Genomic DNA, 16,964 nt, shown 5'->3' on the forward strand with positions numbered 1-16,964 from the left:
CTGGTCGCTTCATCCCGGCGGGACGCGACGGCGCAACGGGCCCGGCTGTGGGCCACCGCGTCAGGTGGCGGTGGGGCGGCGTGTGGGGCGCCGGCGGCGCTGGACGGCTCCGTAGGTCTCTTCGAGGGCGGTGGTCGCCGCGTCGTAGGAGCGCTGGGCGACGCCGACGAAGAGGCAGTCGATGACGGCCAGCTGGGCGATGCGGCTGACGGTCGCGCCGGAGCGGAACGGCGTTTCCCGGACGCAGGTCGTCAGCACGAGGTCGGCGCTCGTGGCGAGGGTGGAGCCCGGGTCGTTGGTGAGGGCGATCGTGGTGGCGCCGCGTTCGGCCGCGGCCTGGAGGGGTTCGGTGGTGTCCTCCGTCTCCCCGGTGTGGGAGACGGCCAGGGCCACGTCGCCGGGCCCCAGCAGGGCCGTCGCGGTGAGCGCCGCGTGCCGGTCGCTCCAGATGAACGCCATGTGGCCTATGCGGTGCAGCTTTTGATGCAGGTCCTGGCCGACGAACGCGCTGGCCCCCACACCGAAGATGTCGACCCGGCGGGCCTTCGCCACCGCGTCGACCGCCCGGCTCAGCGCGTCGACGTCGAGTCCGGCGCCCGAGTCCTCCAGGGCGCGGACCTCGTTGTAGATGATCTTGCTGACTATCCGGTCCAGCGAGTCCGTCGGACTGATGTCCGTGCCGCCGTGCGCCGCCCGCTCGCCGCCCAGGGCGTGTTCCCGCGCGGCCGCGGCGGCCAGCGCCAGACGCAGCTGGGGGTAGTTGCCGGTGCCGATGGTGCGGCAGAACCTCATGACGGTGGCCGCCGACGTGCTCGCCCTCTCCCCCAGCGCGCCGATGGACAGCTCCGCGACCTGTCCCGGGTCGGCCAGGACCGCGTCGGCCACCCGGCGTTCCGAGGGGGCCAGGGAGGGCAGGGCGGCGCGGACGCGCGTGAGGATGTCGGCGAGCGGGGCGTCCTGGGCGGACTGCTCCGGCACGTGGGACGAGGACTGCCGGACCATGGCCCCTCCTGGGTGTGATGGACACAGGGTAATGGGGTGACCCGAGGGGGTCAAAAAGTTACGTGCCGAACAACGAGCCGTTACTTATTGACATCCGGAGGGCGGCGTTCCCATACTCGGACGGCGATCCGCGCCGGTCACCGACGACCTGGTGGCTCTCGACGTGCCGGGTCCCTGGGGCAAAGGGCAAGCCGTATGACTTCAGTAGTGGCGGTAGATCTCGGGAAGACCGGGTGCCGCGCCATGCTGTGGAACCCCGCCGACGCGTCACGGGCCGTCAGTTCCGTAGCCGGCGCTCCCGGTCTGGCGGCGCCCGACGGTGTCGCCGCGGCCCGTGCAGCGGTGCGCGCCGCCGTCGAGCCGCTTCTGCGGGAGGCCGGCGCCACCCGGCCGGAGTCGGTCCTGGTGGGGGCCGCCGGAGCGGCTTCGGCCCCCACGGCGGCTCGCGCCCTGGTGGGCGCCCTCCTGGAGGACCTGCCCGTCCAGGAGGCCGCCGTCACCAGCGACGCCGTGACCGCCCACGCCGGGGCGCTCGGCGGCCGGGCGGGTGTGGTCCTGGCGATCGGCACCGGGGCGGTCGCGGTCGGCATCGGCGCCGACGGCTCGTACGCCCGTGTCGACGGATGGGGTCCCCTGCTCGGCGACGACGGCAGCGGCGCCCGGATCGGCACGGCCGGACTGCGCGCCGCCCTGCGGGCCCACGACGGACGGGGCCCGGCCACCGCTCTGCTGGACGCGGCCGTCGCCCTCTTCGGTGACCCCGAACGGCTGCCGGCGAGCGTCGGACGGGACGGCAATCCCGCCCGTACGGCCGCCTCGTTCGCCCCCGAGGTGGCACGCGCCGCCGACGCGGGGGACGCCGTCGCCTCGGCGATCGTCCGGGACGCGGCCGCCGACCTCGCCGAGACCGCCCTCGCGGCCGCCCGCCGCATCACGTCGGACGGCGGCCCGCTGCCCGTGGCCGTCACCGGCGGCCTGACGGGGCTCGGCCCGGTCCTGATGGCGCCGCTGACCGCGCGGATCAGCGGTCGCGGACTCCCCCTGCGTCTCAGGTCCGCACTCGGTGACCCCCTCGACGGGGCCCGGCTGCTGGCCCTGGACCGCACCACCCCTCATGCGTCCCTCGTCGTCCGTGTCCGCCGGACGACGCCTCCCACCCCTCTCCCCACGCCGGCGACCCCACCGGCCAGTGTCTAGGAGCAAGCGTGCGCCAGCTCGACCTCGTGGTGATCGTGGTCTATCTGATCGGGATCGCCTGGATCGGCCTGCGGAAGGCCGGCCGGCAGAAGTCGGCGAAGGACTACTTCGTCGGTGAAGGCCACATGCCGTGGTGGACCGTGTCCTTCTCCGTCGTCGCCACCGAAACCAGCGTGCTGACCGTGATCAGCGTCCCCGGCGGCGCCTACAGCGGCCAGGGCTTCGGAAACGTCGAACTCGCCCTGGGTTACGTCATCGGACGCGTCGTCGTGGCCACCGTGCTGATCCCCCTCTACAAGCGCGGCGGATTCGTCAGCGCCTACCAGTACCTGGGCGACCGGTTCGGACTGAAGCTGCAGGGGCTCGCCTCGGTGACCTTCGTCTTCACCCGGCTCCTGGCCGAGGGCGTCCGGCTGTTCGCCTCGGCCATCCCGATCAAGCTGCTGCTCGACGAGTTCGGTGTGCACGCGAGCTACCGCGTGATCATCATCGTGATCACGCTGATCACGGTGGTCTACACCTACCTGGGCGGCATCAAGGCGGTCATCTGGACCGACGCCATCCAGATGGTCCTCTACCTCGGCGGCGCGGTCCTCGCCGTGGCCGTGCTCTCCGCCCACGTCGGCGGTGACGGCTACACACGTGCCCTGGACGCCGGGAAGTTCGCGCTCTTCGACACCGACTTCGACCTCGCCCACATCCTCACCAGTCCGTTCGCCCTGCCCACGGCCATCATCGGCGGCGCCATCTTCGCCATGGCCTCGCACGGCTCCGACCAGCTGATCGTCCAGCGCGTGCTGGCCACCCGGACGCTGCGCGAGGGCCAGAAGGCCATGATCGCCTCGGGTGTCTTCGTCACCATCCAGTTCGCCGCCTTCTCGCTCGTCGGCGCGCTGCTGTGGTCGTACAACGAGGGCAAGTCCTTCTCGGAGCTGGGGCTGTCCAGTTCGGACAACCTCTACCCCGAGTTCATCCTGCACGGGCTGCCCGTCGTCGTCTCGGGCCTGCTCGTGGCCGGCATCCTGGGCGCCGCGATGGGATCGCTGTCCGCGGCCCTGAACTCCATGTCGAACTCGACGGTCGCCGACATCATCCACAGCTTCTTCCGCAGTACACCGTCCGAGGAGGCGCTGCTGAGGCTCGCCAGGTGGATGACGCTGGTGTGGGCGACGCTCATGGCCGTCTTCGCCTGCGCGTTCAGCGCGAGCACGGGCAACGTGTATCTGACCGGACTGACCATCGCGGGCTACACCTACGGCGCGCTGCTCGGCGCGTTCCTCCTGGGGCGGCTCGTCAAACGCGCGGGCGAGGTCGACTCGGTCGTGGCCTTCCTGGTCACCATCGGGGTGATGACCTACATCGTGCGCGTGGTCAAGATCGACGTCACCACGGGCGGGACCACTACGTCCCAGGCGATCGCGGCCCAGTGGCTCGTGCCGATCGGCGTGCTGATCACCCTGCTGGTGGGTGGTGTGCTGAGTCTGTTCCACCGGGCCCCGGCGACCGGTGGGGGCGCCGCGCAGGACGAGGAGCCGGGAGCCGGCCCCGACCAGCTGACGACGACGGCCGGGCGGAGCTGATCCCGGCCGCCCCTCCGTCGTCGTCCGACCCGCTCAACCTCTCGCAGGAGAACATCGTGCGTGTGATCGGCCTGATGTCAGGCACGTCCTACGACGCCGTCGAGGCGGCCGCCGCGGATCTCGTACTCCAGGACGAGGTGCTGGTGATGCGCCCCCTCGGCCATCTCTCCGCCTCTTATCCCGACCACCTGCGTGACCTGATCGCGGGGGGCCTGCCGCCGTCCGCCACGACGGTCCGGACCGTCGCCGAGCTCGACACCGGCATCGGCCGCGCGTTCGCCGACGTGGCGGTGCGCGCCGTGCGCGAGCTGTGCGACGGGAGCGCCGATCTGGTGGTCTCGCACGGGCAGACCATGTACCACTGGGTCGAGGACGGCGCCGTCCGCGGCACCCTGCAGCTCGGCCAACCCGCCTGGATCGCGGAGGCGACCGGCCTGCCCGTCGTCTCCGACCTGCGCAGCAGGGACGTCGCGGCCGGCGGTCAGGGTGCGCCGCTGGTGGCCATGACCGACGCCCTGGCCCTGGCGGCGCTGCCGGGCGTTCCCGCGGCCCTCAACCTGGGCGGCATCGCCAACGTCACCGTCGTCGCCCCGGGCGCGGAGCCGCTCGCCTTCGACACCGGGCCGGCCAACGCCCTGATGGACGCCGCCGTACGGCACTTCAGCGCCGGGGCCGCCGAGTACGACGAGGACGGACGCCGGGCCGGGGCGGGCCGGGTCGATCCGGCGCTGCTGCGGGTGCTGCTGGACGACCCCTACTACCGCAGGCCGGCCCCGAAGAGCACCGGCAAGGAGCGGTTCCACCTGCCGTACCTGCTCCAGGCGCTCGCCGCGGCCCCTGTTCCGGAGCCGGACGACGTCCTGGCGACACTGGCCGAGCTCACCGCCGTCACGGTGGCCGACGCCTGCCGCGCGCACGGGGTCACGCGGCTCGTCGTCTCGGGCGGCGGCGCGCACAACCCCGTGCTGATGGGCATGATCGCCGAAGAGCTGCCCGGAGTGCCCCTCGGCTCGAGCGACGCGCTCGGGCTGCCGTCCGACGCCAAGGAGGCCCTGGCCTTCGCCCTGCTGGGTTTCCTGACCGTCAACGGCCTGCCCGGCGCGATCCCCTCGGGCACGGGTGCGCGCCGGGCGTCACTCCTCGGCAGCATCACGCCGGGGCTGGAGCCCTTGCGGCTGCCCGAACCCGCCGCCGGGCCGCCCAGGATGCTCCGCGTCACCGGTGACCCCCTGTCCTGACCGCCTCCGCGTGGCGGGGGGGCTTCAGCCGAGGTCGCCGGTGCGAGCCTGACGCCACAGGTCGACGTCGCCGTCGACTACCGCGTACTTGTCGATCTCGGCGAGCTCGTCGTCGCCGAAGGCGAGGTTGTCCAGGGCTGCCACGTTCTGCTCCAGTTGCTCGGTGCGGGAGGCACCGATCACCAGGGAGGTGACGCGTGGGTCGCGCAGGGCCCAGGCGAGCGCCATCTGGGCCAGGGTCTGGCCGCGGCGGGCGGCGATGTCGTTCAGGGCGCGCAGACGCGTGAGGGTGTCCTCGCTCAGCCAGCCGGTCTCGAAGGACTTGCCCTGGGTGGCACGGGACCCCTCGGGGACGCCTTCGAGGTAGCGGCCGGTGAGCAGCCCCTGGGCGAGCGCGGTGAACCCGATGACACCGAAGCCCTCGTCGGCCGCGGCGTCGAGCAGGCCCTCGGTCTCGATCCACCGGTTGAGCATGTTGTACGACGGCTGGTGGATGAGCAGGGGCGTGCCCAGGTCGCGCAGGATCGCGGCGGCCTGCCGGGAGCGCTCGGCGTCGTAGGAGGAGATGCCGACGTAGAGGGCCTTGCCCTGCCGCACCGCCGTGTCCAGGGCCGTCATGGTCTCCTCCAGCGGGGTGGAGGCGTCCAGGCGGTGGGAGTAGAAGATGTCGACGTAGTCCAGGCCCGTGCGCTTCAGGGACTGGTCGAGGGAGGCGAGCATGTACTTGCGGGAGCCGCCGCCCTGGCCGTAGGGGCCGGGCCACATGTCCCAGCCGGCCTTGGTGGAGACCACCAGCTCGTCCCGGTACGGCGCCAGGTCCTGCCGCATGATCCGGCCGAAGTTGAGCTCGGCGGATCCGTAGGGCGGGCCGTAGTTGTTGGCCAGGTCGTGGTGGGTGATGCCGAGGTCGAAGGCGCGCAGGGCGATCCGGCGCTGGCTCTCGAACGGCTTGTCGTCGCCGAAGTTGTGCCAGTAGCCCAGGGACAGCGCGGGCAGGTCGAGCCCCGAGTGCCCGGTGCGGCGGTAGTGCATGGTGCCGTCGTAGCGGTGGGGGTCCGCGACGTGGTTCATGGGGGTTCTCCGGGTTCTCCGGGTTCTCCGGTGGGGATGCGGGGACGGGCGGCCCGTGACGGGGAGGTCAGTCGGTGGCGGCGCCGAACCACCGGGGCAACCGGTCGAACAGGTCCTGCTGGTCGTCACCGACCCATGCCACATGACCGTCCGGCCGCAGCAGCATCGCGGGCACGGTCAGTTTCTCACCGTCGTCGACTACATGATCGACCCGGTCCGACCAGCCCTTCACCGACAGCCGGCCGGTACGGTCCAGCAGCAGCCCGCGGCCGGAGTGCATCCGGCCGTAGAGGTGCCCCCGCTTCAGCTCGACGTCCCGCATCCTGCGGCCGAGCAGCTCGTGTCCCGGGCCGAAGTCGTAGTGGACGTCGAGCGCCGTGACCTTCTCGGTCAGGTGGCGGCTGACCTCCTCGAACCGCATCAGTTCCGACAGCAGCCGGCGCACCGCCCGAGGGCCCGGCTCGGTGGACAGCAGTTCCATCTGTGCGCGGGTGTTCTCCAGCACGCCGGCGGCCACCGGGTGCCGTTCGGTGTGGTAGCTGTCCAGCAGTCCCCCGGGCGCCCAGCCGTTCACCTCGGCGGCCAGTTTCCAGCCGAGGTTGAAGGCGTCCTGGATGCCGAGGTTGAGTCCCTGCCCGCCGACGGGCGGATGGATGTGCGCCGCGTCGCCGGCCAGCAGTACCCGGCCGGTCCGGTAGCGCTCGGCCAGCCGGGTGGTGTCGCCGAAACGGGACAGCCAGCGCGGTGAGTGCACGCCGAAGTCGGTGCCCGCGCACTGGCGCAGCTGCTCCTTGAACTCTTCCAGGGTCGGTGGGACCGACCGGTCCTCGGCGACACCCGCGGCGGGGGCGACCACGCGGTACACCCCGTCCCCCACGGGCCCGAGGCCGAACCGCTTCTGGGTCCGGCGGACCTCGGCCACCCGGGCGGCGACCGTCTCCGGCTCCGCCGTCACGCGCATCTCGCCGATCAGCGTCTCGGTACGGGAGGGTTCCCCGGGGAAGCCGACGCCCAGCAGCTTGCGTACCGTGCTGCGGCCGCCGTCGCAGCCGACGAGGTAGCGGGAACGCAGTCGCGTGCCGTCCGCGAGTTCCGCGTCCACCCCGTGCTCGTCCTGGCTCAGCCCGGCCAGTTCACGCCCGCGAGCGACTTCGGCGCCGAGTTCGGTGGCGCGCTCGGCCAACAGGCGGTCGGTGGTGGGCTGCGGGATGCCGAGGACGTAGCCGTGCGCGGTGTCCAGCCCGTGCGGCGTGGACTTGTCGATGGCGGCGAAGAAGCCTCCGACCGGGTGCCGCCGGCCGTGTTCGAGGAAGCGCTCCAGCAGTCCGCGCTGGTCCATCACCTCGATGCTGCGCACGTGCAGGCCCAGTGAGCGCACCACCCGCGTCGGCGCCGGCTCCTTTTCCAGCACCAGCACCTGTACTCCGTGCAGCCGCAGTTCGCCGGCCAGCATCAGGCCGGTCGGTCCGCCGCCGACGACGAGCACGTCGATCATGAGTCCCCCATGGAGCGAAATCGTCAGGTCGGGCCGCCCGCGCTGTACGCAGCGCGGCGGCCGAGGGCGACGATTCTGCGCCATGAACGGGCCCTTGCCGCAAGGCCCCCCATGCGCTATAGGTTGATAGTGGCGGGAGGAAAGCGTTCCTCGTGCCTTTTTGTTGCCGCTCTGGTTGCCGCTTTCGTTGCCGCTCAGTCGCCGCGGGTCAGGGCTGGGCCAGGACGAGAGACGAACCGCCGGACCGGATGCCCTCGGCGGCGGCGTCGGTCAGGTCGGTGTCCGTGACGATGGTGTCGAAGGCCGTCAGCGGCGCCACGCGGTAGCGGCCGAAGGTGCCGTACTTGGACGAGCCGGCCACCAGGACGGAGTGCGCGGCCGAGGCCATGGCCGCCTGTTTGACGTCGACCTTGGACTCTGAGGGCGTGGTCGTGCCCCGGAGCAGGTCCCAGGAGCTCGTGCTGATGAAGGCGACGTCCAGGGCGAGTTGGCGCAGGGTGTCCGCGGCGAGGCGGCCGACGCTGGAGCGGTTGGAGACGTCGACGCGGCCGCCGACGTGCACCAGTTCCAGGTTCTCGGCGTCCATCAGCCGGCCGATGGTGGTGAAGTCGTTGGTGACCACGGTGAGGTGGGGCAGTTGGGCGAGCGCGGGCGCCATGGCGAGCAGGGTGGTGCCCGCGTCGAGGTAGACGGTCATCCCGTCCTGGACCAGGCGGGCGGCCTCGGCGGCCATCGCCCGCTTCTGCGGCTGCTCGAGCTGCGACTTGTCGAGGAACCCCGGTTCGCTGCTGATGGTGCTGGCGATACGGACGCCGCCGGGGACGGAGAAGACCAGGCCGCCTCGTTCGAGTTCGGCGATGTCGCGTCGCACGGTCATGTGGGAGACACCGAGGAGCCGGGTGATCTGCTGGACGCTGAGCACGCCGTCGCGCCGCAGGTGTTTCAGCAGCTGTTCGCGGCGCTGGTCGGGGATCAGCGGAGGGTGCTCGCCGTCCGAGGTCATGGTCTGGTCTCCCTTCGACCGTGATGACGTTAGCCGATGATCATGCCGGTGACGGCCGGGACCGTCACCGGCAGGTGGTCTCAGCCGTGCACGACGGTGCTGAGCAGCATCACGCCGCCCAGGCTGAGGAGTGACTGGAGGGACAGCATCAGGGTCCAGGTGCGGAAGGTCTGCGCCACCGACAGCTGGAAGTACTCCTTGAACAGCCAGAACCCGGAGTCGTTGACGTGCGAGAGCATGACCGCTCCCGAGGCGGTGGCCAGCACCATCAGTTCCGGCGAGGTGCCGGGCGAGGCGCTGAGCAGCGGTGCGACGATGGCGGTCGCCGCGGCGGTGGCGACGGTCGCCGAGCCGAGGCAGATCCGCAGCAGGGCGGCGACCAGCCAGCCGAGGAGCAGCGGGGGTATCGCCCAGTCCACGGCGTAGTCGGAGATGAGCTGGTCGATGCCGGTCTCCGTCAGCATCGCCTTGAAGCCGCCGCCGGCGCCCAGGATGAGGATGATCGCGCCGACCGGCGCGAGTCCCTTGGACGCCATCTTCTGCAGCTGGCCGAGGCCGAATCCGGACCGTACGCCGAGGGCGAAGAAGGCGAAGATCACGGCCGCCAGCAGGGACAGCACGGAGGAGTTGCAGGCGTCGAAGAACTGGTAGGGCAGTGTGCCCTCGGCCGTGTTGGCCGTGCCGAGGGTGCCGATGAGCATCAGGCCCGGCGGGAGCAGCACGGTGATGAGCGCGAGAGTGAAGGAGGCGGGCTTGCGCCGGTTCTCGGGCTCGGTGGTGGCGGACTGGACCGGGCCGCGGTCGAGGTCGGGCGCGGGGCCGAACCAGCGGCTGATGAACCTGGTCAGCACCGGGCCGGTGAGCACGGCCATCGGGATGCCGATGATCAGGCCCCACAGGATGGTGAGTCCGGTGTTGGCGCCGTACGCGGCGACGGCCAGGGTCGGTGAGGGGTGGGGCGGCAGCAGGCCGTGGGACACGTAGAGTCCTGCGGCCATCGGCAGGCCCACCCACAGCAGGTGGGTGTTGCTGCGCTTGGCCACGGTGTACACCAGCGGCACGAGCATGACGAAGCTGACGTCGAACAGGTGCGGCATACCGATCAGCAGGGCCGCGGCGGTGATGGCGGCCGGGATCCACTTCACGGGCCGGGAGCCGATGAAGACGGTGGCGATGCGGTCGGCGCCGCCGGAGCCGAGGAGGATGCCGCCCAGCAGGGTGCCGAGACCGATGGTCGGGCCGCTGCCGGCCAGGGTGTCGCCGAAGCCGTCCTGGAAGGCGTCGACGGCACGCACCGGGGCGATGCCGGACGCGACGCCGAGCCCCAGGGCGGACAGGGCCAGCGCGAGGAACGGGTGCAGCTTGGTCTTGGTGATCAGCAGGACCAGGACGACGACTGCCGCGGCGCCGAGGAGGAGGTGCTGGAGGTCGGTGCTCATGCGGCGGTGCTTCCTTCCGTGCCGTCCGGGCAGCCGCGCGAGGCGCGTCCGGCCCGCCAGGCCCGCAGCAGGCCCGCGTCCGGGTCGGCCAGGTCGGCGACGCGGATCAGCTCACCGGCGGGCACCGGCCGGGCGAGCGTGGCGTGGGCGGCGAGGTAGAGCGGAGCGATGTCGTCCGGTGCGTCCTCGCCGCGCAGCAGGACGGCCTGGACGCCGGTGACGTCGTGGTGGTGGCCGCCCATGGCGAGGGCGGTCCCGGCGGGCAGGGTCGTGCGGGCGCGGCCGGCGAGTACGGCGTGCGAGCGGGGGTCGGTGCCGCCGGAGGGTCGGTGGTGCAGTACGGCCGACAGCAGGCTGACCGGGGTCTCGACGCCCATCAGGTGGTAGGGCAGGTAGATCGCGGCGTACCGGCCGTCCTTGCTGAGGACGTGGCCCTTCTCGCGCAGCGTCTCCCAGGTGACCGGGTCGTCGGTGCGCACGACCACGAAGACGCCGCCCGCGAAGGAGGCCTCGCCGGGCAGGCGCAGGGCGCTGAAGACGTCCACGACCGCGTCGTGGGTCAGCAGGCCGCCCTCCTCGCGGGGGCGGTAGACGTCGGCGAGTTCGGCGATGCGGGCGACGGGGTAGTGCAGGCGTTCCGTGTCCGGGCGGAAGCCGGTGTTGTTGGCGACGACGGCCATCTCGCAGTAGTCGGCGGTGGCGCCGGTGGGCAGGTCGGCCACGGCCGCGGCGCGGGCGTCGAGGGTGGCGCGCACGTCGTCGCCGAGTCCGAGGAGTCCGGAGAGCTCCGGTGCGGGAACCGTGGTGTCGAGCTGCGTCACCTCGCCGGTCTCGGGGTCGAACACGAGGTCGTACTCGGTGGACTTGCCGATCGCCACGACGTCGAGGCCGAGCACTTCCGCCCAGGTCACCAGGCCGATGAGGTTGGCGGGCTGGTCGCCGTCGGCGGTGGTGTAGACGAGGTCGCGGGCGGCGGCGAGGTCGGCGAGGTGGAGGCCTGCGACGGAGTCGACCTCCTTGCTGACCATCGCGACGTGCCGGTCGGCGGCGAGGGCCGCTTCGGCCATGGCGAGGCCGTCCGCCGGGCTGCCGGTCGCCTCCACGAGGATGTCCCAGGGGGCCGCGGTCAGCAGGGCCGCGTCGGAGACGAGGGCGATGCCGCCCCCCGCGACGGCGCCCGCCACGGCGGTGGCATCGTGGCACTCGGCCGGCAGCGTGGCGTCGTAACCGAGTTCGTCCAGCATGGCGCGCAGTCCGGGCAGGTCGCGGTCGCACAGGACGGCCGGGACGAGGCCGGGCAGGCGTCGGCTCTGGGCCAGGAGGGTGCGCGCGAATCCGCCGCCGGCCCCGGTCAGTGCGTACCGCACCGTCCGGCCGCCGCCGTCGGCGAACAAGTGATGCAGGTTCATGAGGCCCTCCTGGATGAGCGCGCAAGGTGGTGATAGGGGCTTCTCGCGCGGTCGACGGGGCGACGGTGTGCTGTGGGGCGCGCGTTCTAGAAGCAGCGAATGAACAACATGTATCACCAGATCCCATCTGCGTAAAGTCTGGTAACATAATTTCACAGATCATCACGAGTGGCCTCAGGCCGCACCAGGAACCCGGACACCAACGCAGGAGCACTTGATGCCGACCCTCGGGGCCATCGCAGACGACTTCACCGGCGCGACCGATCTTGCGACGATGCTGGTCGCCCGCGGCTTCCGGACCGTGGTCGCCGTCGGCGCCGACGCGGTCGCGTCCTCCCCGGAGCCGGGCGAGCCGGGCGCGCAGGGCCGATGGGCGGACGTGGACGCGGTCGTGGTGGCCCTCAAGTCCAGAACGGCCCCCGTCCCGGAGGCTGTGGAGGAGTCACGCCGGGCACTGCGCGCCCTGCGCGCGGTCGGCTGCCGGCGCTTCTACTTCAAGTACTGCTCGACGTTCGACTCCACGCCCCGAGGCAACATCGGGCCGGTCACGGACGCGCTGCTGAAGGAGATCGGCGAGCGGCGCACGGTGGTGGTCCCCTCCTTCCCGGCGACCGGGCGCACGGTGTACCGGGGCAGGCTCTTCGTCCACGACGACCTGCTCGACGAGAGCCCCATGCGCCACCACCCCCTCACCCCGATGCTCGACTCCCGCGTCGACCGGCTGCTGCGGCCGCAGACGGAGCACCCGGTCACGCGCATCGGCCTGGACACGGTCCGGGCCGGCACGGCCGCCCTGCGCGCCGCCCTGGACGAGGACGCCCACGCCGACGCGCTCACGGTCGTGGACGCCGTCGACGAGGAGGACCTGCGCACCGTCGCCGCCGCGACCAAGGACTTCGGCCTGGTGACCGGCGCCGCCGGGCTCGCCGTGGGACTGACCGGCGCGCATCCCGACCAGGCCCGCGCCCGGCCCGCTTCCCGCCCCCGGGACCCGGGTGTGGTCCTCGCGGGCAGCGCATCCGCCGCGACACGGGCGCAGGTCGGCCATGCTCTGGGCCGGCTGCCGCACCGGCGGCTCGACCTGGGCCGGCTCCGCGCCGACTTCGACGCCGCCGTCGCCGACCTGACCGGGTTCGTGCGCGAGCGGTGGGCGGCCGACCCCGCCCGGCCGCCCCTGATCTACGCCGTCGCCGCCCCGGAGGACGTCGAGACCGACACCCCGCCCGGCGCGGAGGCACCCTCGTCGCTCGTGGAGAGAGCACTCGCCGCCTGCGCGACGGCCCTGGTGGACGCGGGAGCGCGGCGGCTGCTGGTGGCCGGCGGGGAGACGTCGGGCGCCGTCGTCACGGCGCTGCGCGCCCGCACGCTCGCCGTCGGGGCGCCCATCGCGCCGGGTGTCGCCTGGGCCCGCACCGAGGTGTGCCCCACGGGGACGGCGCACACGATCGATCTCGCCCTGAAGTCGGGGAACTTCGGCGGCACCGACATCTTCATGCAGGCATGGGAGCAGCTCGTATGACCGCCCTCGCACACGAACTCGTCGCGGCGGCGGCCCACCTGGCCGGACTCGGACTGAGCCCCGGCTCCTCGGGCAACGTCAGCGCCCGCGACGGCGACCGCGTCCTGGTCACGCCGACCGGCACCGACCTGGCCGCGCTGGACCCCCGGAACCTGTCGGTCCTCGACCTCGACGGCAGCCACCTGGACGGACCGGCGCCGTCCAAGGAGTATCCGCTCCACCTGGCCTTCTACCGACGGGAGCGCGCCACCCGCGCCGTCGTCCACCTGCACTCCCGGCACGCCGCCGCGGCCTCCTGCCGCACCCCGTGGTCGGAGCGCAGCGCGCTGCCCCCGCTGACGCCGTACTTCGTCATGCGGGTCGGGCAGATACCGATGCTCCCGTACGCCCCGCCCGGCGACCCCGTCCAGGCCTCGGACCTGGAGCTGCTCGCCTTCCCCTGCCGCGCCGCGCTCCTGCAGAACCACGGCCCGGTCGTCGCGGGCACCTCCCTGCGCGGGGCGACCGAGGCCGCGATCGAGGTGGAGGAGGCCTCCGCGCTGTACCTGCTCCTGGGAGACGGGCCGGTACGCCACCTCACGCCGGCCGAGGCGACCGCGCTGGCCCGGAAGTACGGCACGTACTGGGAGCCGGACGCGCGGCCGCAGCCGTGACGGGTGTCAGGTGGAGATGGTGGTGACCGCGTCGACCCCGTAGGTGCGGGCGTAGCCGTTCTCGGTGCCGACGAGGAGGTCGACGACCTCGAAGTACCGGTCCCAGAAGGGTGTTTCGCGCAGGGCGTCGACGAGGAGTTGGTAGGCGTGGTGGTCGTCCGCCTCCCAGACCCAGACGTCGGTGACGCGCGCGGAGTAGAACTCCGTGTCGTAGAAGCGTGACCGGACGCCGCTGGTCCTGGCCTTTACGGCGGGGACGACCTCGGTGGTGAAGGCGTGCACCCGCTCCTCGACGGTCATGGCGAGCCACTCGGGTGTGGTCTTGACGAGCATGAACGCGGTGACCGGGGTTTCGGTGGTCTCAGCAGGCATGGTTGATTCCTGTTCGGGGGGTGGGGGCCGCTTGGGGCGAGGGTTCAGGAGAGGATCGCGGGCATGAGGGTCTGGGCGACCCAGTGCTCGAAGGTGGTCGGGGCGGTGGTGCCCGGGGTGCGGGTGACGCCCGCGTCGAGGCCGTCGTCCTTGGCCCGCTTCATGTCGACGACGCCCTCCACGAACTCCTTGTCGAGGCCGTGGCCGACAAGGGTGGCGCGCAGGTCGTCGAGCGACTGACGCTCGTAGCGGACGGGGCGGCCGAGTTGCCCGGTCATGACGCGGGCCAGGTCGTTGGGCGACAGGTCCTGCGGGCCGAGGACCGGGACGCTGCCGGTGCCTGTCCAGGACCGCTCCAGGAGCAGCCCCGCGGCCACGGCGGCGATGTCGGCGACGGCCACGAAGGGAGCCTTGCGGTCGGCGTCGGCGGCGTCGCTGAAGACGCCGTTCTCGCGGATCGAGTCGGTCTCCTCCAGGAGGTTCTCGAAGAACGAGGGGTTGGCCAGGGCCCGGTAGGCGACGCCGGTTTCCGAGAGGAGGTCGTCCATGGCGAGCGAGGCGGTGACGAGTCCGGCGCGCCCGGCGACCGGGGTGCCGCGACCGAGGGCGGAGACGCCGACGACGTGGCCGACGCCGTGCACGGCGAGCGCGTTCGCGGCGGGGCGGGTGAAGCCGCGGTAGGCCTGGTCCGGGGTGCGGGAGGAGTCCGGCGGGACGAGCCAGAAGACGGCGTCGGCGCCGTCGAAGGCCCGGTCGACGACCGCGGCGTCGCCGTGCGAGCCGGTGACCACCTCGACGCGCTCGCGCACCGCGTCGGGGAGGCGCGCGGGGTCGCGCACGATCACACGCAGTTCCTCGTCGCGGGCGGGAGCGGATTTCAGGAGCAGCGGCAGCAGGTGGCGGCCGATGTTCCCGGTGGGAGCAGTGATGACGATCATGAAAACCTCGTGGGTCGTGCCGGATCGGTACGACCTCGATCCTGCGAGCCCACGAGGTGTTGCCACAATGGGAACTTCAGCAAGGGATAATTGCCCGGAACGGAATGACACAGGTGAGCAGTACGGATCCTCTGGCGCCGGTCATCGACGCCAACCTCGCCGTCGCCCTCGACGCCCTGCTCACGGAGCAGAGCGTCACCCGCGCCGCGGCCCGCATGCACACGTCCCCCGCCGCCATGAGCCGCACCCTCGGCCGCCTCCGCCGCATCCTCCAGGACCCCCTGCTGGTCCGGGCCGGGCAGAGCATGGTGCCCACTCCCAGGGCGCTGGCCCTGCGGGACGAAGCCGCCGCCGTGGTGCGCCGGCTCGGCGCGCTGCTGACCCCGGCCGCCGACGTGGACCCGGCCACGCTGCGCGGCACTCTCACCCTCCAGGCCGCCGACCTGGTCGGTGCGGCGCTCGCCGCCGGCCTGCTGCCCCTGGCCGGGCAGGAGGCACCCGGGGTGTCCCTGCGGTTCCGCGCCGAGGAACTGGAGGCCGGTCCCGCCCTCCGTGACGGCCGGGTCGACCTGGAGGTCGGGGCCATCGACCACGTGGACCCCGAGACCCGGGTCGAGGAGCTGGTCACCCTGCGGATGACGGCGGCCGTCCGGCCCGGCCACCCCCTCACCGCGGAGCCCCTGACCCCGGCCCGGTTCGCCGCCGCCGAGCATGTCGCGGTCAGCCGGCGCGGACGCTTCACCGGTCCCATCGACGCCGCCCTCGCCGAGCACGGTCTCAGTCGCCGGGTCACCGTGGTCCTTCCCGGCCACCTGGCCGCGTTGGGCCTCGCCGCCCGCAGCGACGTGGTCGCCCTGGTCCCCACCGCACCGCCCGGCGCAGGCCCCTCGCCACTGACCGAGCAGGCGACCGCCCTCGGCCTGCGCCTCCTCGACGTTCCGCTGCCACTGCCCCCCGTCGTCATCGGCATGGCCTGGCACCCCCGGCACACCGCCGACGGAGCACACCACTGGCTGCGCGGTGCCGTCCGCAGGGCCCTGCGCGCCCGGCCGTCCGGCCAGGACGGGTCCTAGTGCGGGAAACCGCGGGGCGGGCGGGTCACGACACCCTCTCTGAACTCGGCTATACGCGTGTGCACTTGGCGCATCAGGTGGGTGTCCTCGATGCGGTCCAGGTACAGGCAGCGGGCCGCCAGGCCGGGGAGATCGAAGGCGAAGTACAGGGACATCAGGGGGTTCACGAAGAGTTCGCCGCCCCGGGTGCGGTCGGTGAACCGGACGTCGCCGAAGGAGCCTTGAACGGCCGCCGCCACGGAGCCGTTCACGATGCTGGGGTGCTCCGAGGTGTGCTCCTGGGCGTGTGCCACCGCGTCGAGGTACAGCGCGCCCTCACGGGTGGCGCGCGGGACGGAGAAGGCTCCGAGATAGGCGCCGTCGCGCTCCAACGCGGCGATGTTCTCCAGGACTTGTACGTGGTTCACACCGTGGTACGCGTCGATGCCGAACCCGAGCGAGACCACGAGGCGGTGCGGCACGTCGTCCAGCGCGGCCAGGGCCGCCACGCTGGTGAGGTCCTCCTCGGGGGTGCCGAGACCGGCCTCGTCGCCGCGCAACAGGATGTCGGTGCCTCCGTCCACGAGTACGACGGCGTCGATCGCGTGCAGCGCGATCAGGGCTTCGTAGGCGGCGCGCAGCGGCTGGACCCCGGTCTGCGGGAAGGCGTGGACGGTGGCCGGGTAGCCGTGCCCGTCCAGCCACTGGGCGAGGGTCCGCTCCGGGAAGTAGCTCTGGTGCGGCGCCGATTCGGGCGTGATGACGGCCAGGTCGGGCGCGGCCCAGGCGTCGGGGGGAAGTCCGGCGAGCGCGCTGAAGGAGAGGTTCGCCAACTGCACCTCCCTGCCCTGGTGCAGGAGGGACAGGGCCAGGGGCAGACCCGAGTAGATGTCGAACCCTCCGCCCGCGCCGGCGACGAGGATCCGCTCGGCGTCCGCGAGCCGGTCGAACAGCGGGTTGGTGTGCAGAGAGGTCATGTCGATCATTGTCGGCGAT

The 16,964-nt window shown here is 72.4% G+C and carries 15 protein-coding genes; 6 read left to right on the forward strand and 9 right to left on the reverse strand.

Features of this window, described 5'->3' with window-relative positions:
• Positions 1-60: 60 nt before the first annotated feature.
• The gene (locus ACGH7X_RS01605) at positions 61-1,002 is read right to left on the reverse strand and encodes a MurR/RpiR family transcriptional regulator (protein WP_399880731.1); all 942 of its coding nucleotides are present in this window, start codon (positions 1,000-1,002) and stop codon (positions 61-63) included.
• Between the two features lie 243 nt (positions 1,003-1,245).
• On the opposite strand from ACGH7X_RS01605, the gene ACGH7X_RS01610 reads away from it, so the two are divergent.
• From ACGH7X_RS01610 to ACGH7X_RS01620, 3 genes are read left to right on the forward strand one after another with little or no spacing between them, the layout of a single operon-like run.
• Positions 1,246-2,199 (forward strand): N-acetylglucosamine kinase, encoded by a 954-nt coding sequence (locus ACGH7X_RS01610; protein ID WP_399880734.1) that lies wholly within the window; start codon positions 1,246-1,248, stop codon positions 2,197-2,199.
• 8 nt (positions 2,200-2,207) lie between these two features.
• Complete coding sequence (locus ACGH7X_RS01615; protein ID WP_399880736.1) at positions 2,208-3,779, forward strand: sodium:solute symporter; 1,572 nt, start codon at positions 2,208-2,210, stop codon at positions 3,777-3,779.
• Positions 3,780-3,835: 56 nt separating this feature from the next.
• Positions 3,836-5,017, forward strand: coding sequence for an anhydro-N-acetylmuramic acid kinase (locus ACGH7X_RS01620; protein WP_399880739.1), 1,182 nt, complete (start codon positions 3,836-3,838; stop codon positions 5,015-5,017).
• 24 nt (positions 5,018-5,041) lie between these two features.
• On the opposite strand, the gene mgrA is transcribed toward ACGH7X_RS01620, so the two are convergent.
• The 5 genes from mgrA to ACGH7X_RS01645 all read right to left on the reverse strand — a co-directional run bounded on the left by mgrA (position 5,042) and on the right by ACGH7X_RS01645 (position 11,434).
• The gene (gene mgrA / locus ACGH7X_RS01625) at positions 5,042-6,088 is read right to left on the reverse strand and encodes an L-glyceraldehyde 3-phosphate reductase (RefSeq protein WP_399880742.1); all 1,047 of its coding nucleotides are present in this window, start codon (positions 6,086-6,088) and stop codon (positions 5,042-5,044) included.
• Between the two features lie 67 nt (positions 6,089-6,155).
• Entirely contained in the window at positions 6,156-7,583 is a 1,428-nt protein-coding gene (gene rox / locus ACGH7X_RS01630; protein WP_399880745.1) for a rifampin monooxygenase, read from the reverse strand.
• 208 nt (positions 7,584-7,791) lie between these two features.
• Positions 7,792-8,586: a DeoR/GlpR family DNA-binding transcription regulator gene (locus ACGH7X_RS01635; RefSeq protein ID WP_399880747.1), complete on the reverse strand. Its 795-nt coding sequence runs from the start codon at positions 8,584-8,586 to the stop codon at positions 7,792-7,794.
• An 80-nt stretch (positions 8,587-8,666) separates the two neighbouring features.
• Positions 8,667-10,025, reverse strand: a complete 1,359-nt coding sequence (locus ACGH7X_RS01640) for a gluconate:H+ symporter (protein ID WP_399880749.1) — start codon at positions 10,023-10,025, stop codon at positions 8,667-8,669.
• Positions 10,022-11,434 (reverse strand): homoserine dehydrogenase, encoded by a 1,413-nt coding sequence (locus ACGH7X_RS01645; RefSeq protein WP_399880752.1) that lies wholly within the window; start codon positions 11,432-11,434, stop codon positions 10,022-10,024. Before ACGH7X_RS01645 ends, ACGH7X_RS01640 begins: the two co-directional genes overlap by 4 nt.
• Before the next feature lie 217 nt (positions 11,435-11,651).
• On the opposite strand from ACGH7X_RS01645, the gene otnK reads away from it, so the two are divergent.
• Together otnK and ACGH7X_RS01655 are read left to right on the forward strand one after the other, a co-directional pair.
• The gene (otnK, locus tag ACGH7X_RS01650) at positions 11,652-12,953 is read left to right on the forward strand and encodes a 3-oxo-tetronate kinase (protein WP_399880755.1); all 1,302 of its coding nucleotides are present in this window, start codon (positions 11,652-11,654) and stop codon (positions 12,951-12,953) included.
• Positions 12,950-13,606 (forward strand): class II aldolase/adducin family protein, encoded by a 657-nt coding sequence (locus ACGH7X_RS01655; protein WP_399880757.1) that lies wholly within the window; start codon positions 12,950-12,952, stop codon positions 13,604-13,606. The genes otnK and ACGH7X_RS01655 overlap by 4 nt, the downstream gene beginning before the upstream one ends.
• 6 nt (positions 13,607-13,612) lie before the next feature.
• On the opposite strand, the gene ACGH7X_RS01660 is transcribed toward ACGH7X_RS01655, so the two are convergent.
• Together ACGH7X_RS01660 and ACGH7X_RS01665 are read right to left on the reverse strand one after the other, a co-directional pair.
• A complete protein-coding gene (locus tag ACGH7X_RS01660; RefSeq protein WP_399880760.1) occupies positions 13,613-13,978 on the reverse strand; it encodes a darcynin family protein in 366 nt (121 codons plus the stop codon).
• Positions 13,979-14,022: 44 nt separating this feature from the next.
• Complete coding sequence (locus ACGH7X_RS01665; RefSeq protein ID WP_399880762.1) at positions 14,023-14,916, reverse strand: NAD(P)H-binding protein; 894 nt, start codon at positions 14,914-14,916, stop codon at positions 14,023-14,025.
• A 104-nt stretch (positions 14,917-15,020) separates the two neighbouring features.
• On the opposite strand from ACGH7X_RS01665, the gene ACGH7X_RS01670 reads away from it, so the two are divergent.
• Complete coding sequence (locus ACGH7X_RS01670) at positions 15,021-15,989, forward strand: LysR family transcriptional regulator (protein ID WP_399880764.1); 969 nt, start codon at positions 15,021-15,023, stop codon at positions 15,987-15,989.
• Here ACGH7X_RS01670 and ACGH7X_RS01675 read toward each other — a convergent pair.
• Complete coding sequence (locus ACGH7X_RS01675) at positions 15,986-16,945, reverse strand: DUF1152 domain-containing protein (RefSeq protein ID WP_399880767.1); 960 nt, start codon at positions 16,943-16,945, stop codon at positions 15,986-15,988. The genes ACGH7X_RS01670 and ACGH7X_RS01675 overlap by 4 nt on opposite strands.
• Positions 16,946-16,964 lie beyond the last annotated feature (19 nt).

The organism is Streptomyces sp. BBFR51 (assembly GCF_044591655.1).
GTDB lineage: Bacteria > Actinomycetota > Actinomycetes > Streptomycetales > Streptomycetaceae > Streptomyces.

Excerpts from the sequence above, each read along its gene's own strand:
- ACGH7X_RS01605 (WP_399880731.1), bottom strand. The coding sequence starts at position 1,002 with ATGGTCCGGCAGTCCTCGTCCCACGTGCCGGAGCAGTCCGCCCAGGAC.
- ACGH7X_RS01610 (WP_399880734.1), top strand. The coding sequence starts at position 1,246 with ATGCTGTGGAACCCCGCCGACGCGTCACGGGCCGTCAGTTCCGTAGCC.
- mgrA (WP_399880742.1), bottom strand. The coding sequence starts at position 6,088 with ATGAACCACGTCGCGGACCCCCACCGCTACGACGGCACCATGCACTAC.
- rox (WP_399880745.1), bottom strand. The coding sequence starts at position 7,583 with ATGATCGACGTGCTCGTCGTCGGCGGCGGACCGACCGGCCTGATGCTG.
- ACGH7X_RS01635 (WP_399880747.1), bottom strand. The coding sequence starts at position 8,586 with ATGACCTCGGACGGCGAGCACCCTCCGCTGATCCCCGACCAGCGCCGC.
- ACGH7X_RS01640 (WP_399880749.1), bottom strand. The coding sequence starts at position 10,025 with ATGAGCACCGACCTCCAGCACCTCCTCCTCGGCGCCGCGGCAGTCGTC.
- ACGH7X_RS01645 (WP_399880752.1), bottom strand. The coding sequence starts at position 11,434 with ATGAACCTGCATCACTTGTTCGCCGACGGCGGCGGCCGGACGGTGCGG.
- otnK (WP_399880755.1), top strand. The coding sequence starts at position 11,652 with ATGCCGACCCTCGGGGCCATCGCAGACGACTTCACCGGCGCGACCGAT.
- ACGH7X_RS01655 (WP_399880757.1), top strand. The coding sequence starts at position 12,950 with ATGACCGCCCTCGCACACGAACTCGTCGCGGCGGCGGCCCACCTGGCC.
- ACGH7X_RS01660 (WP_399880760.1), bottom strand. The coding sequence starts at position 13,978 with ATGCCTGCTGAGACCACCGAAACCCCGGTCACCGCGTTCATGCTCGTC.
- ACGH7X_RS01665 (WP_399880762.1), bottom strand. The coding sequence starts at position 14,916 with ATGATCGTCATCACTGCTCCCACCGGGAACATCGGCCGCCACCTGCTG.
- ACGH7X_RS01670 (WP_399880764.1), top strand. The coding sequence starts at position 15,021 with ATGACACAGGTGAGCAGTACGGATCCTCTGGCGCCGGTCATCGACGCC.
- ACGH7X_RS01675 (WP_399880767.1), bottom strand. The coding sequence starts at position 16,945 with ATGACCTCTCTGCACACCAACCCGCTGTTCGACCGGCTCGCGGACGCC.